This window comes from Luteimonas notoginsengisoli, from assembly GCF_042648885.1.
GTDB classification, from domain to species: Bacteria; Pseudomonadota; Gammaproteobacteria; order Xanthomonadales; family Xanthomonadaceae; genus Luteimonas; species Luteimonas notoginsengisoli.
In genome coordinates this window covers 941,656-955,624 of sequence record NZ_JBHRYF010000001.1, presented here as the reverse complement: position 1 = coordinate 955,624, position 13,969 = coordinate 941,656, and the positions used below count along the sequence as shown (strand labels likewise).

13 protein-coding genes are annotated in these 13,969 nt (G+C 69.3%); 1 reads left to right on the top strand and 12 read right to left on the bottom strand.

The features are described 5' to 3' along the window. Positions 1 to 10: 10 nt before the first annotated feature. The 4 genes from ACFOM9_RS04430 to ACFOM9_RS04415 all read right to left on the bottom strand — a co-directional run bounded on the left by ACFOM9_RS04430 (position 11) and on the right by ACFOM9_RS04415 (position 5,149). A complete protein-coding gene (locus tag ACFOM9_RS04430; RefSeq protein ID WP_386706542.1) occupies positions 11 to 2,542 on the bottom strand; it encodes a diguanylate cyclase in 2,532 nt (843 codons plus the stop codon). Between the two features lie 30 nt (positions 2,543 to 2,572). Beyond that, positions 2,573 to 2,791, bottom strand: coding sequence for a hypothetical protein (locus ACFOM9_RS04425; RefSeq protein WP_386706540.1), 219 nt, complete (start codon positions 2,789 to 2,791; stop codon positions 2,573 to 2,575). Positions 2,792 to 3,055: 264 nt separating this feature from the next. Continuing rightward, complete coding sequence (locus tag ACFOM9_RS04420) at positions 3,056 to 3,802, bottom strand: outer membrane protein (protein ID WP_386706538.1); 747 nt, start codon at positions 3,800 to 3,802, stop codon at positions 3,056 to 3,058. A gap of 303 nt (positions 3,803 to 4,105) precedes the next feature. Further along, on the bottom strand, positions 4,106 to 5,149 hold the full coding sequence (locus ACFOM9_RS04415) for a S66 peptidase family protein (RefSeq protein WP_386706536.1): 1,044 nt from the start codon (positions 5,147 to 5,149) through the stop codon (positions 4,106 to 4,108). Positions 5,150 to 5,471: 322 nt separating this feature from the next. Here ACFOM9_RS04415 and ACFOM9_RS04410 point away from each other — a divergent pair, with 322 nt between their 5' ends. Next, complete coding sequence (locus tag ACFOM9_RS04410) at positions 5,472 to 6,836, top strand: M14 family zinc carboxypeptidase (RefSeq protein ID WP_386706534.1); 1,365 nt, start codon at positions 5,472 to 5,474, stop codon at positions 6,834 to 6,836. Between the two features lie 49 nt (positions 6,837 to 6,885). Here the strand turns inward: ACFOM9_RS04410 and ACFOM9_RS04405 are convergent, their stop codons facing one another. The 8 genes from ACFOM9_RS04405 to ACFOM9_RS04370 all read right to left on the bottom strand — a co-directional run bounded on the left by ACFOM9_RS04405 (position 6,886) and on the right by ACFOM9_RS04370 (position 13,753). Next, positions 6,886 to 7,383 carry a TspO/MBR family protein gene (locus ACFOM9_RS04405; RefSeq protein ID WP_386706532.1) on the bottom strand — a complete coding sequence of 166 codons (498 nt, stop codon included), beginning with the start codon at positions 7,381 to 7,383 and terminating at the stop codon, positions 6,886 to 6,888. A 73-nt stretch (positions 7,384 to 7,456) separates the two neighbouring features. Beyond that, on the bottom strand, positions 7,457 to 7,990 hold the full coding sequence (locus tag ACFOM9_RS04400; protein ID WP_386706530.1) for a hypothetical protein: 534 nt from the start codon (positions 7,988 to 7,990) through the stop codon (positions 7,457 to 7,459). 100 nt (positions 7,991 to 8,090) lie between these two features. Then, entirely contained in the window at positions 8,091 to 8,696 is a 606-nt protein-coding gene (locus ACFOM9_RS04395; RefSeq protein ID WP_386706528.1) for a DUF1989 domain-containing protein, read from the bottom strand. Continuing rightward, positions 8,693 to 9,433 carry a guanitoxin biosynthesis heme-dependent pre-guanitoxin N-hydroxylase GntA gene (gene gntA, locus ACFOM9_RS04390; RefSeq protein WP_386706526.1) on the bottom strand — a complete coding sequence of 247 codons (741 nt, stop codon included), beginning with the start codon at positions 9,431 to 9,433 and terminating at the stop codon, positions 8,693 to 8,695. The genes ACFOM9_RS04395 and gntA overlap by 4 nt, the downstream gene beginning before the upstream one ends. Positions 9,434 to 9,609: 176 nt before the next feature. Then, on the bottom strand, positions 9,610 to 10,194 hold the full coding sequence (locus tag ACFOM9_RS04385; protein WP_386706524.1) for a DUF4142 domain-containing protein: 585 nt from the start codon (positions 10,192 to 10,194) through the stop codon (positions 9,610 to 9,612). A 387-nt stretch (positions 10,195 to 10,581) separates the two neighbouring features. Then, complete coding sequence (locus ACFOM9_RS04380; RefSeq protein WP_386706523.1) at positions 10,582 to 11,724, bottom strand: ATP-grasp domain-containing protein; 1,143 nt, start codon at positions 11,722 to 11,724, stop codon at positions 10,582 to 10,584. Further along, complete coding sequence (locus ACFOM9_RS04375) at positions 11,721 to 12,914, bottom strand: flavohemoglobin expression-modulating QEGLA motif protein (RefSeq protein WP_386706521.1); 1,194 nt, start codon at positions 12,912 to 12,914, stop codon at positions 11,721 to 11,723. Before ACFOM9_RS04375 ends, ACFOM9_RS04380 begins: the two co-directional genes overlap by 4 nt. After that, entirely contained in the window at positions 12,911 to 13,753 is an 843-nt protein-coding gene (locus ACFOM9_RS04370) for an N-formylglutamate amidohydrolase (protein WP_386706519.1), read from the bottom strand. The genes ACFOM9_RS04375 and ACFOM9_RS04370 overlap by 4 nt, the downstream gene beginning before the upstream one ends. Between the last annotated feature and the right edge of the window lie 216 nt (positions 13,754 to 13,969).

Sequence of the window (13,969 nt, the reverse complement as noted above, 5' to 3'; positions counted from 1 at the left end):
GCGCACGGCTTCAGGAACCGGGCAGCTGGTCCTGCTCGACGCCCGGCTTGCCGCCCGGCCCTTCCAGCGGCGGGATCACCAGCGTGGTGTATTCCTCGTAGCGCGCGGCGGCCAGGTCGCGCAGCGCGAGACGGTCGGCGCGCGGAGTTTCGATCGGCAGCCGCGCGGCCTCGTAGAGGATCACTTCGTGGTCGGCCGGGTACCAGCGCAGCAATCGGTCCACCAGCGCCTGCACGCCTTCGGGTTCGGCATGCAGGCGGGTGCAGGACAGGTCGCCCGACAGCGCCACCTGCCACAGCAGCACCAGGCCGGCGGTATCGGGGCGGCGGTCGTAGACGAGGAAATGGGTCGCCTCCATCGATTGCACGCCGCGGTGCCCGGGATCGATGCCAAGGTCGGCGTACAGGCAGGCCTCGGCGGAAATCCCCGGCTCCATGCGCGCCGGGATGCCTTCCGCGCGGGCCTTGCGCATTACTTCGTGCGGCACGTCGGCGAACACGCCCGGATGGCCGTAGAACACCGCGCAGACCTGCTTGCCGGCGCGCAGCTGCGCCATGATCGCCGCGTCCATGTCGCGGTAGGTGTCGCGCCGGTCCTTGCCCGGCGCGTAGTGCACGCCGAGGTTGACCACGTCGGGGCGCAGGTCGTGGATCATCGCCAGCGCGAACGGATCGGCCAGGCAGAACACCACCTCGGCCTCGCGGATTTCCGACAGGCAGCGCTCGCTGGCGTGGCGTCCGAACTGGATTCCGCTGCCCACCACCACCAGGCCCGCGGCCGGGACCAGCGTGGCCGCGCCCTCGCCCGCGCGCACTACGCGGTCGCGGCCCTCATGCTTGGCCCGGTACAGCGCCTGGTCCGCTTCGTGGACCAGCTGCTCCAGCGTGGCCGCCTCGCCGCCGGCCTGGCAGACGCCGGAACTGATGTTGATGCGGAACGTCTGCCCGAACACGGTGATCGGTTCCATCCGCGCGCGCAGGCGCTGCATCGTCGCCTCGGCTTCCGCCGCGTCGGCCTCGAGCAGGATGGTGAATTCGTCGCCGCCGCTGCGCCCGGCGATGCCATTGTCGCCGACTGCTTCACTGATCCATGCGCCGAGCGAACACAGTGCCTCGTCGCCGGCGGCGTGGCCGTAGCGATCGTTGACCTGCTTGAACAGGTCGATGTCGGCCACGATGGCGGTGAACGGCCGCCCGGTGTCGCGGGCGCGCGCGAACGCGGCCTCGCCCAGCTTGCGCACCTGCTGGTAGTTGAACAGCCGGGTCAGGCTGTCGTGCTCGGACAGCCAGCGATAGCGGCGGCGCTGGCGGAACGACCGGCGCAGCAGCACCGACAGCAGGATCGCGGTGACCAGCAGCCCTGCCATGCCAAGTCCCAGCAGCCACTGCCAGCGCTTGGTCGCGGTGACCTGCAGGGCGGCGACCTGCTTCTCGGCTTCGAGCAGCGCGATCTGCTGTTCCTTCAGCCGGGTGTCGAACTGCACCTGCAGGTAGGCCAGACGGCGCTCGCGGGCCTGGACTTCGGCCGCTTCCGACACCGCCATCGCCTGCTTGGTGTGCAACAGCGCCTTGCCGATGTCGCCGCGCTTCTCGGCCAGTCGGGCCAGCAGCCGCTCGGTCTCGGCAATCGCCAGGTCCGATTTCTGTTGCCGGTAGTAGCGCAGGGTGTCGGTCAGCATCGCCTGGGCTTCATCAAGCTGGCGGTTGGAGGCGATCAGGCTCTCGGCAATCACCAGCCGGGCGCTGTATGCGCCGACCGCGAAGCCCACCTGCTCGAACTCCGCCAGCGCTTCGCGTCCCCACTTCAGCGCCTCGTCGTGGTGCCCTTGGGCCGCCGCCATCTTGCCGACGCCGTACTTGCCGTTGGCGATGAAGATCGGATCGGCGGCGCGGACGCAGGCGTCGATCTGCCGGTGGCGCCATTTCTCCGCCTCGCTGAAATGGCCGGCGTGGTCCTCGGCCAGCGCGACGTCGCTCAGGGCCAGGCACAGCGCGCGCGGGTCATTACCCTGCTTGACGTTGTCCAGCGCCTGCAGCGCCAGCTCGCGCGCGCGGCCGGTCTCGCCGACCAGCGTGTGCAGGTAGCTCGCGGCGCCGAGCAGCCTGGCCGATTCGGCGGGGCTGTCGTGCAGGTACTTCAGGCCCTCGTTGAGCCATGCGAACGCCAGCGGCCAGTCTTCGAGGTTGGCTGCGACGCCGGTGGCGGTGGTGTAGACGCGCACCCGCAGCGGCACCGGCAGGTCCTGCTTCAGCAGATCGGCCAGGCCCTTCAGCGCCGCGGGCTGGTCACCGGCAAGGGCGCGGTTGCGGAGGCGGACGAAATCGATGCGGTGCCGCTGCAGCGGCGTGAGCGCGCTGGCCTGCTGCTCCAGCGCCTCGATCGCCGCGTCGGACTTGCTCCAGTGCGCGGTGACCGCGAGACGCTCGATCTCCCGGACCTTCGCTTCCAGGACCGCGGCGTCCGCGGGCGGTGCATCGACGGCGAACGCCGGCGCGCAGGCGAACGCCAGCCACAGCAATGCGCTCGCGAGCGGCCGGAACATGCGCATGCGCCTGTCGATAGCGAGCGACGACTACTTGTCGTAGGCCTTGATGGTGTGATTGGTGGCGTATTGCCCCTCGGACAGCCCGGTGAGCTTGCCGACCGCCGCGTAATCGCTCTCCAGCATCGCCCTGCGCTCCTCGTCGGATACGCCGGCGCGGTTCAGCACGCCCTCCGGATCGGTTCCGTATTCCGCCGCCAATCCGGCATCGCTGCCGAGCTTCCTCATCAGTTCAAGCAGTTTCGACACGTCACGTTCCCCTTGGAAACCAACCCGGCATCGGTCACCGCACGCCCGCGGTTTGCGGGCGGCGGCGCAGTGTTTGTACGGCAATCGCCTCGGCGGCCATCACGCTCTCCCCGGCCGTCGCGGCAGCCGGACATTAACATAGGAACGTTTGCGATCGGGCGGGCGAGCGTGACTGAATGCGCAGGCGGCTGCATTTCGCACGCGGCCAGCGACGGCTCCGGCATCTGCGCTGGAAGCGGGCCCGTCACCGGGCCCGCCACCGCCTTAGAACCGCACTTCGGCGCCGAACATCAGCGTGTCGGCGCGATTGATGTCGTAATAGAAGTCGTCGCCTTCCCAGTAGTAGTCCTCGAAGTAGACGTAGTTGGTGTAGACCAGGCTCAGGTTGAAATGGCGGTTGATGTCCGCGCCCAGGCCGAGGCCGAAATAGCCGCCGTCGACCTCCATGCCGGCGTCGCTGTCGGCCGACCAGTAGCCCGCGCGCACCAGGCCGTACACGGGGCTGTTACGGCCGAAGTTGAAGCGCGCATTGACGCCGACGCTGCCGTACTCGACCTTCTCGTAAGACCAGCCGTCGTCCGTGGTGCTGTCGAGCCGGCCGGTTGCCACTTCGACGCCGATCAGCGACACCGCGCCCGCCTGCCAGCGGTAGCCGGCGTTGACCGCGAGTGCGGACTGGTCGACGTCTTCGTACACCCACCCCTTGCCACCCTGCACGCCGACGAAGAAGCCGCCGCGGCCGTCTTCGTAGCGCGCGGGCGCGGACTGCTCGGCGTCGTAGGCCTGCGGTTGCACGGCCTGCGGCTGCACGGCCTGCGGCTGCGCGTACGGCTGCGGCGAGCCTGCGCCGTCCACCGTCTGCCGCGCCTCGGGCACACGCTTGGCCGGATCCGGCTCATGCTGCGGCGGCTGCCAGCCCTGTACCGGCTTGGTCTGCGCGTGGGCGACGGATGCCATGGCGGCAAGCGTGACCACGGCGGCCACGGTGGCCACCGGTCTGGTCTTCTTCATGTTGTCCCCTGTCCTGATTGCGATCGATCCCGCGGCGACTGCGGCCGCGCGTGTACCAGGGATGGCGCTGGCAGAGGAAAGTCCTGCCGTGTCGCGCCGCCCCCGCGAGATCCCCTGCCGGCATTCTAGGTGCCGCGCAGGCACGCCGTGCGCGCGCCCACTAGGAAAAATTCTCGTCGTGGTTGACCGGTGGCGTGCCGGCGGGCAGTTCGGCGCCAATGGTGCATGGCGGCAAGCGCGGCACGTTCGGCCGTCACGCCGGCAGCGATCGCGGAAGCCGCTTCGCCTCCCGCACTCCCCTGCTCAACCCTGGAACACGGGTTCCAGCATGCGGAAGCTGCCCGCGTCGGCATCCAGTTCCACCTTGCCGCCGACCGGCACGATGAACTGCTCGCGGATGTGCCCGATCATCGCACCGCGGTAGGCCGGGATGCCCAGCGGCTTGATGTGGTCGTCGAAGATCTGGTCCAGCGTCAGCGAACCGTAGCCTTCGCCGGGATCACAGTCGGTGCATTCGCCGAACACGAATCCGGCGATGGCGTCCAGCGCGCCCATCAGTTTCAGCGTGGTGAGCATGCGGTCGATGCGGTATGGCGCCTCCGACACGTCCTCGAGGAACAGGATCTTGCCGGCGAAATCCGGCAGATAGGGTGAGCCTGCCAGCGCCACCAGCACCGACAGGTTGCCCCCGACCAGTTCGCCGCGCGCCTTGCCGCCGGTGATGGTGAGCGCGCGGTGCTTGCGCGGGACCAGTTCGTCGCCGGCCTCGACCACGTTGCGGTACTGCATCAGTTCGCGCTGGAAGAACACGCGCCTGAACTGGTCGACGTTGAAGCGGTTCCAGCTGCCGGCGCCGATGGGGCCGTGGAACGTCACCAGCCCGGCCTGCGCGAGGAGCCCGTTGTGCAGCGCCGTGATGTCGGAGTAGCCGAGCAACACCTTGGGATTGGCGCGGATCGCGTCGTAATCGAGCAGCGGCAGCAGCCGCGCCGCGCCCGAACCACCGCGGACACAGATGATGGCCTTGACCGAGCTGTCCCCGAACATCGCGTTGAGGTCCCCGGCACGCTGCGCGTCGGAGCCGGCAAGCGAGCCGTAGCGGGCCGCGTAGTGCCGGCCGGTCTTCACCTCGAAGCCGAGCGCCTGCATGGCTTCTTCGGCGAGCTGCAGGCCCAGTCGTTCGTCCGTCGCCGAAGACGGGCTCACCAGCGCGACGGTGTCACCCGGGTTCAGCGCCGGCGGCAGCAGCCGCTGCCGCGCGGGGGCGGCCGCCGCGTCGCGGGCGCCGCCGACCAGCGGCAGCAGGGACGCCAGCGCGGTGCCTCCGATGAAATCACGCCTGTGCATGTCGATGCCTGCAATGCGGAGCGGCCAGCCTAGCGCATGGTCGCGCGATGCGGAACGCACGCGCGCGCCGCCTGCGCGAGCGCCGGGGGCACGACCGGACACCACGATCGAACGCTGAAAAGGCATGCGGCACGCACGAATGACAAGGATCGCGCAGAAGCAGGAGCGCAGAAGCGCGGACGCGACGAGCCACCCTTGCAGGAACGTCGCCGAGAACCGCAGGGCGACCACAGTCGCAAACACGGTTCGCCGCACGCCGGAGCAGGTTTGACAACGTACTGGCCACCCCAGAGCATGCGGTGTGCCCTCAGGAGGCCACGCCATGCCTCGCGCGCTGATGCTGTCCCTGCTGTTGCTGCCGCTGCTGTTGCCGGCCATGTCGCAAGCCAGCGAGCCCCGCGCCGCTCCCAGCCCCGCCACGGTCGACGCCATGCCATCTCCTCCGGCCTGGCTGCAGGACCTCGACGCGCTCTACGACCAGCGCATCCGGGTGGCTGGGCTCGAAGACCGCGCCTTCCAGCCCGAGCACTGGTGGGACGTCGCCGGCCCGCTGGCGACCCGGGCACGCGGTTTCCACGTCGAGCAGGTGGGCCGCAGCGCCGAGGGCCGGCCGCTGCGCCACGTGTCGTGGGGCGACGGCGACACGCGCGTGCTGCTCTGGTCGCAGATGCACGGCGATGAAAGCACCGCCTCGATGGCGCTGGCCGACCTGTTCCGCTTCCTGGGCGAGCATCCCGGGCATCCGCTGGTGAAACGCCTGCGCGCAGGCACTACCCTGCACTTACTGCCGGTGATGAATCCCGATGGCGCCGCGCGCTTCCAGCGCCGCAACGCGCAGGGCATCGACATCAACCGCGATGCGCGCGCCCTGGCCTCGCCCGAAGCCCGCGCGCTGCATGACCTGCGCGAACGCCTGAAGCCCGCGTTCGGCTTCAACCTGCACGACCAGCAGCCGGGCTACCGGGCGGGGAATTCCGACCGGGGCACCGCCATTGCCCTGCTTGCGCCGGCGTTCAACGAAGCGCGCGACGTGAACCCCACCCGCGCGCGGGCGATCGAAGTCGCCGTGGCGATCCGCGCGGTGCTCGAGCCCTACATTGCCGGGCACATCGCCAAGTGGGACGACACGTTCAACCCGCGCGCGTTCGGCGACCTGACGTCCAAGGCCGGCGTGTCCACGGTGCTCATCGAATCGGGCGGCATCGAAGGCGACCGGCAGAAGCAGCGCCTGCGCAAGCTCAACTTCCTCGCCCTGGTCGGTGCGCTGGACGCGATCGCCACCGGCTCGCATGCGGGCCTGCCGCGCGCACGCTACGAGGAACTGCCCGAGAACGGCAGCGTCTGGCCGGACCTGCGCATCAGCGGTGGCACCCTGGCGCTGCCCGGGCAGCCACCGGCGAAAGTGGACCTGCTGATCGAATTCGAACGGCCACTGCTTGAACGCGGCGGCACCATCACCGGCATCGGCGACCTGGGAGGCACGCGCGCCCGGCGCGGCATCGACGCGTCCGGCCTGTACATCGTGCCGTTCGATCCCCCCGGCGCATTCGCGGGCGGCGAACGCAGGATCCTGGCGCCTGACATGCCCGCGTATTTCCACCTCAGCCACGATCCGCAGGGTCGCGATGTCGTCTGGACGCTGGCAGGCGACGTGGATCCACGGAATCCCGCACCGCCCGTCCACTGAGCGACCCCGAGGACCGGGCGCTCCAAACGAGTGGAAACGCCGGCTTCGGCTAGCCCAGCCAGCGCGGATTGAGCTGCCACACCGACCAGTTCAGCGCCGCCGCGAATCCGACCCACAGCAGGTACGGAACAAGCAGGCCGCCGGCCAGGGGCCGCACCCGCCAGAACGCCACGAGCGTCGCGGCGACCAGCACCCACAGCACGATGATGTCGACGAATGCCGCAGCGCCCAGGTGCCAGCCGAAGAACAGCCAGCTCCACAACGCATTGAGGACCAACTGGACGCAGAACAGGACGAGCGCGACGCGCGCCCGCCGCCAGCCATCGACGCGCCATACCAGCCACGCGGCGAGTCCCATCAGTGCGTACAGCACGGACCAGACCGGCCCAAAGATCTCCGACGGTGGCGCCCAGTCCGGCCTGGCGAGCTGCGCGTAAAAAGAGCCGGCGCGGATCGATGCGGCGCTGCCGATCGCAGCCGCGGCAACGACCACCGCCAGCCAGCCGAACAGGCCAAGCATCTGTTTCTTCCTCGGCAACGAACTCATGCGGCCCCCTCATGGCAATGAACCAGGTTGATGGCGCTTCGCAGGCGTCGACCGACGCGGCCCGCAGCTGCGGTCACAGCGTGGCAGTCACTTCCCCGCCCTGGCTGCGCAGGAATTCGACCGCCTGATCGCGCTGCCCGGCACTGAAGGCATGCACCACCACCGTGCTGTTGCCTTCGGACATCGCATCACGCGCCGCAAGCACGTAGCGGTCATGGTCGGGCCGCAGCGCCACCAGTCCGCCGAGCAACAGTCCGGCGACCGTGCCGAAGAACAGGAGCACCAGCGCGGCCGCGATCGGCGAGCTGGCAATGAAAGGCACGCCGGCGGCCAGCAACACCGCGAAGAGCAGCAGCCCGGCCACCGCGCCCGCCGCGCCGAGCTTGAGGTGCGCAAGCACGATCGTGCGCCAGATGCCGCGCGGCTCGGGCTCAAGCTTGCGACCCGGATGCGGCTCGCCCGGGGCGATGACCTGCACCTGCGCGGCGTCCAGCGACAGCGCCTCGGTCAGCGCGGCCGCCACGCGTCTCGCCTCGGTCTGGCTCGCGAACACGGCCGCGACCTTGCTGTTGGAAACTTCGCCGGTCAGCTGCGTGGCATCGGGCATCGGAAGGCTCCCGTGGGAAACGCGCCCAGCCTCGCAGGCCGGCGGTCTCCGCTGCGTGAGGGGTCGCCCGTCCGCTGCGGAGACATGCATTGGCGCGAGGTCAGGACGCGCGCTCGACGCGGAAGTCGATCGGCTTGTAGCTGAAATTGTTGGACTGCCCGGCCGAGCACGCCGTCATCGCGACCACCAGCGGCATCTCGGCACGCAGGCGGATGAAGTCGCCGGCCCGGCTCAGCGGCGGCAGCACGGCAATGGCGCCGGAGGCGGCGTCGACCGAAACATGCATGAAGATGTTGAACGCAACCGGGATCCGGTCGACGCCGAGCCCGTACGACGCGAGCGCCGCCGCGAGGTTGCCCTCGCACCCGGGGCGCCCTTCGGCCTCGCCGTAAAGGAGTTCGAACATCCGCTTCGAGCACGGCGTCAGGGTGAAGTCGTGACGGCCGCAGGTGTCTTCGAGGATGGTGAACATCGGTCGGCTGCGATTGGAATACAGCACGTCGCCGGTGCTCAGCCACAGTTTCGACGCGTAATCGATCGAGCGACCGGAAGACAGGTATTCGTCGAGGTCCTCGCGGGAGAATGCCGTGAGGTCGCTGACCTGCTGTCCCATCGGATCCATGACGACCAGCTGGTCGCCCGCTTCGAGCTCCACCGAGCGGCCCGAGCACGGTGGAATGCGCTGCATCTCGACCGTGGCGCTCAACGCCGGCTCCTGGCCCGGAACGGGCACGTCCACTCCGCGTCCACCGCGCGGCCGCTGTACTGCCTGGCCTCGGCGGAGTTGCCGAAATCGGACAGGTTGGGATTGATCGAGCCCTGCAGCGCGACGTCGCGCCCGCGCGTGGCCGCCTGCATCTTCGCGTAGCGTCCGTCGGCGCGCAGCCGCTCGAACTGCCGGTGCGAGTTGAACACCAGCGCCGGCCAGGCGAACCGGCGCGCCAGCCGCGACGCGCCCGGATGCAGGCCGATCACGAAGAAAGGATGACCCGCCAGGCTCAGGCTGAAGCGCGGGTTGCGCGGATCGCTGTCGACGTCCTGCGCCCAGGGGGTGCCACGACGCACGTCGAGGTCGTGAAGCCGCTGCAGCTGCGACCACAGCAGCGCCTCGAAGCGCAATTCGTCGGTATCGCGCGGACCGTCGAACAGCGCGACGAACGAATGCATCGAGAGATCGCTGCCGTCGACCTCGTCCAGCCGCGCGGCAAAGTCGCCCAGCGCATCGAGCATCGGCGCGTCGTTGGCGCGGTCGCCAAGACGCCCGAACTCATGCGCTTCGATGTTGTCCCGCGCCAGCGCGCCCTTGGCGCCCACGCAGGGGAAGGTGTCCTCCCGCACGAAGTCTATGAACCGCGCACTGATCGATTCAGCGCCCAGTGCCAGGGACGCGGGTGCGGCAGGAGGATCGAACGCGTGGGGGCAGCGTTGCTGACTGGATTTCATCGGGTGAGCGGCTCGTTGTTTGGCGGAATCGGTTCGATCCCGCCACCACGCTAACTACGCGACCCGGAAACCGGCGTGTACGCCGCGGGGAACCGTTCAGTTGCGCAGCTTCGCGGGCGCCCTGCGACGCGTCGTCACACGGTCATTCAATCCGCGTCGGCTGCGCGGCACGGGCCTCAGCCGCGCGCTCCCGCTTCCGCTTCGTTGCCCGCCACGCTCCACGTCGCGCTTGCCGGCTCGTCGCGCCGAGGCCAGCGCTCTCCGTGCATCCCAACGGGTTGCGCCCGCTCCCGTCGCAGCTCCTCGATCCTGCGTGCGTGCTCGCGCAGTGCCGGTAGCGCCGCGACGGCCACCACCGCGCCCGGGCCGTCCTGAACCACCTCACGCTCGTACAGCGCGATGGCCTCGCGATGGCTGCGCCTCATGTGCCGCAACCAGGCACGGTCATGGGCGGCGCCCTGGTGCAGGTCGAGGCTGCGCAGGGTCGCCCGCTGTCGCGCGCCTGGCGGCGGGATTTCCAGGCCGGAGGCTTCGACGAGCCGCTCGTTGCGCCGTTCGTGTTCACGCTCGAGTTCCAGCGCGAAGCCGCGCAACGCAGCGCTGGCGCCGCGCAGCTGCCCCGAACGTGCCGCTTCCACTTCGGTCGCGCCGGTCTGCAGCGCCTGGGCGAAGAACGACGGCGGCTGCCGGCGCCTGAATGCCCGCCATGCGGCGTACCCCACGCCCCCGAGCGCGCCGAACTTGATGATCTGTGTCAGCACGAGATTCTCCTGCCAAGCCGGATGGAAGTCTGGTGACCAGCACAACAGTTCGCGGATTGAACGCGCGTGAAACCCTCGTCAGCGGGCGCGTAACATGCGCGGCTGCGGCACCTCCTGCGCGGACGCGCCGTTCCAGGGGATGCCTCCCGTGAACACACGCAAGTTGCCGCCACTACGAGTTGGTCACCACGCCATCGGCGACCGCCTCCAGGACGACAGCGCACGGCGCCGAACGCGCGAAGGGCCCCATGCGTTCTGCTCGCTGCTCGAGTCTGGCGCCGTGCTGGCCCTCGCTCCGCGCGGCCAACGCCCGTCTGCTGGAAGTCGCGATCACGACTCCTGTGCCGTTGGCTGCGCCAAGGCATTCCCGAACGCGACGCCCGCGACCTACATCATCGCCAGCTCCGTGTTGGTCAGCGTGCCTTCGTACTGGTCGCGCAGCCGCACCTTGCGCTCGAGGTCGTCGATGATGACCTCGCTGAAGCCGATGCCGGTCAGGTCGTCGACCATGTTGATGCCCCCGGGCGTATCGACGTTGATCTCCATCATCTTGTCGCCGGCGATGTCCAGGCCGGCGAAGTACATGCCGTCGCGGATGAGCTTGGGACCGACGATCTCGGCCAGCAGCAGGGCGTTCTCGTCGGGCACCGCCATCTCGTACTTGCCGCCGGCGGTGATGTTGCTGCGCGCGTCGCCGCTGTCGTTGTAGCGCCGGATGCAGGCGTAGCAGCCTTCCACGCGCAGCGGACGGCCGTTGAGCATCAGCAGGCGCAGGTCGCCGTTCGCGGCCTCCGGCAGGTACTCCTGCACGATCGCGTAGCCGTCGCGGGTCACCGCGTCGATCATCTGGTTGAGGTTGCCCTCGCTATCCGGGGTGATCACGAACACGCTCTGACCGCCCGAGCCCTGCAGCGGCTTGATCACCCCGTAGCCTTCGTGTTCGGCGATGAAGGCGCGGATCTCATCGGCGTCGAGGGTGATGCAGGTCACCGGCCGCACCCGCTCCGGGAAGTGCTGGAAATAGGTCTTGTTGGCCGCGTCGGTCAGGTGCACCGGATCGTTGAGCACGATGACGTGCCGCAGCGCCGCGAGCTGTGCGAACAGCAGCCCGCTGTTGGATGCCCAGGGCCGGTCCTCGGCCTCCTCGGCCGGGTCGCTGCGCAGCATCAGCACGTCCAGCTGGTCGACGTCGATCCATTTCCGCTCCGCGTCGTCGGCCTGCAGGTCCTCGAGCAGGGCGTCGTCGTCGGCGTAGGTCCTGTGCCGCGGCACGCTGGCGCGCGCGCGCACGCTGCCGCTGGCGTGGTACATGAACCCGTCGAGCCCGACCAGCGCGACCTCGTGGCCGCGATTGATCGCCACGCGCGCCAGGCGGATCGTGGTGTAGTTGTTCTTCTCGGTGGCCACGTCGTTGACCACGAACGCGAGCCTGATCGGACGCGCATCCGGGCCTTCGCCCTTCTTCGCCCGCGGCTTGGCGCCGGGATTCGGCTTGCGGCCCGCACTGGCCTTGTTGCTGGGAGGTGTCATGCCTCGGGTTCCTCGTGGTAGAGATCGACGACCGACAGCGTGCGGCACTCGTCGAGCCGGTCGTTCTCGGCGAGCCTTGCGTAGTAGCGCGGCAGCACTTCGGGCGCGGTGACCCAGCCCTCCGCGATCAGCTGGTCCAGCACCACGCGGTGCGACAGCGCGAACTTGCCGACGAACAGCATCGCGAAATCGCCGCCCTCGCGCAGGTAGTGCACCAGGTCGCGCAGTCCGCGCAGGTACACCGCGTCCTTGCTGAGGCCGCCGCCGCGCAGCGCGCGCACGGTGACGTCGAACGCGTCGTCGGTGGGCAGGCCGTGGGCCTCGTGGAGCCGTTCGAAGATCGCGGCGGCCTCATGGCGGTGCATCGCCATGTCCACCGCCACGACACGCGCGGCGAGCATCCGCAGCCGCTCGCCGGGCAGGAAGCCGCTGAGGTACTCGGCCAGCACGCCCAGTCCTTCCTGCAGCGGATCGTAGTGCGCCAGCCCGGCTTCGAGTTGCCGCAGCGCCTGCCGGCTGCCGTTGTGGCGGGTCACGATGTGGGTGCCGATCTCATGCTGCAGCAGCGGCTCGATGCGCGCGCGCGGCACGCGGATGCCGGCATCGATGTAGAACCTGCCGTGCGACACCATCATCAGCGAATTGAGGTCGTCGCTGACCACGATCTCGCAGACGAAGCCAGGACAGCGCTGCCGGTACCAGTCGAACTCCCGTTGCGCCGCTTCGAGCACCTCGTCGATGCCCGCGTCGGCCTCCAGCGCCACGCCCGGGCCGACGGTTTCAAGGATCTCGTGCGCGAGCCCGAGCAGTGCGGGCGGCACCTCGCCGAACAGGTCGAGGCTGGCTTTGATGAAACCGTCGGTGCCTCGCAGCCGGACCAGCTCGACCTGGCGCTCGAGCTCGCGCTGCTTCTCGCCGAGCAGGGCCGACAGCAGCGGGGACTCGATCCGGTCCACCGGCAGGGCCAGCAGGCGCTCGCGCGCGGCGGCCAGGTCCAGCGGACGGTCCAGGTAGCGCAGCGGCGGCAGAGATTTGCGGCCACTGGCGTCGAACGCGGCCCAGAGGCGATCGCCATCGACCGGATTGAGCGCCAGCAGCCAGTCGATTTCGGCGTCCAGGCGCAGCAACGCCTCGTCCACGGCGGCGGCCACCGGCGGCAATGGCCTGCAGGCGACGGGGCGTCCGGTCACGGCAGGAAGTCGCCGCGGACCTCGGCCACCGCGCGCTCCATGCCGTTCCTGAAGTCCTCCAGCGCCTGGATGTCGACCTGGCCGGTCCACTCGTCCATGTGGATCTTCTTGTACTCGGGCGAGATGGTGCACACCTTGTCGCCCCAGTTGGCGTACACCCATTCGGGAAAATGGCCGCCGGTGGGATAGCGCACGTTGGCGCGAACGTCCGGCGGCCGGCCGAGGACGCAGGTGCGGCGGAGCGCTTCGGCGAACCGTCGTGCCGTGTCGCCCCATCGATCCGGGTCGAGCGTGGTGATGCCCAGCTCGATGTCGGGATTGCCGTCCGGGTCGGCAGGCTCGGCTTCGGCGCCGTCGCGACGATGGTTGTAGCTGTGGATGTCGATCAGCAGCGCGCTGCCCCAGCGCGCGACCTGCGCATCGATCAGTTCGGTGACCATCGCGTAGAAGCGGTCGTGCTCTGCGTGCGCCAGGGCGAGTTCTTCGTCGGGCAGGCGACCGTTCCAGAAGCGGATGCCCCAAGTGTCGGCGGGGTCGTCGGACAGCGCCTTGTCGCGCGGACGGTTGAGGTCGACCTGGAAGCGCGAGCTCCGCACCCGCAGGCGCACGTCGCCCGCGGACGTCAGCATGCCCGTCAGCGGATCCTCGTCCCGGCGCCGCTCCTGCTCGCTGATCGCCAGGTGCGGGATCAGCGAGGGGCGCATGCGGTGGCCGTCGTGGATCGCGGTTGCGATGACCGGGCCATGGCCGACGATGAGGTCCCAATCCTCGGATTCGCGCACCGCAACCAGGCGCGGCGCTTCGGAAAACCATGGGTTTGCATCATGCGTTCGTGTCATGCGGTCATGTTGGCATCGGCGGCATGATCGACTCGTGACATCACGCCGGAGCTCTGGTGCGTGCAGCTGTCCGGCCGGATCTTCGCGATGCATGCGCTCGCGCAACCGCCTGAAATCAGGCGCGTGGTCGTGATCGAATGGCGCGAAACCCGCAGTCCATCGCCCGGCACGCAGGACCCGAGGCCGCGCCCTCGGATGCAGGGATCCGGATCAGAT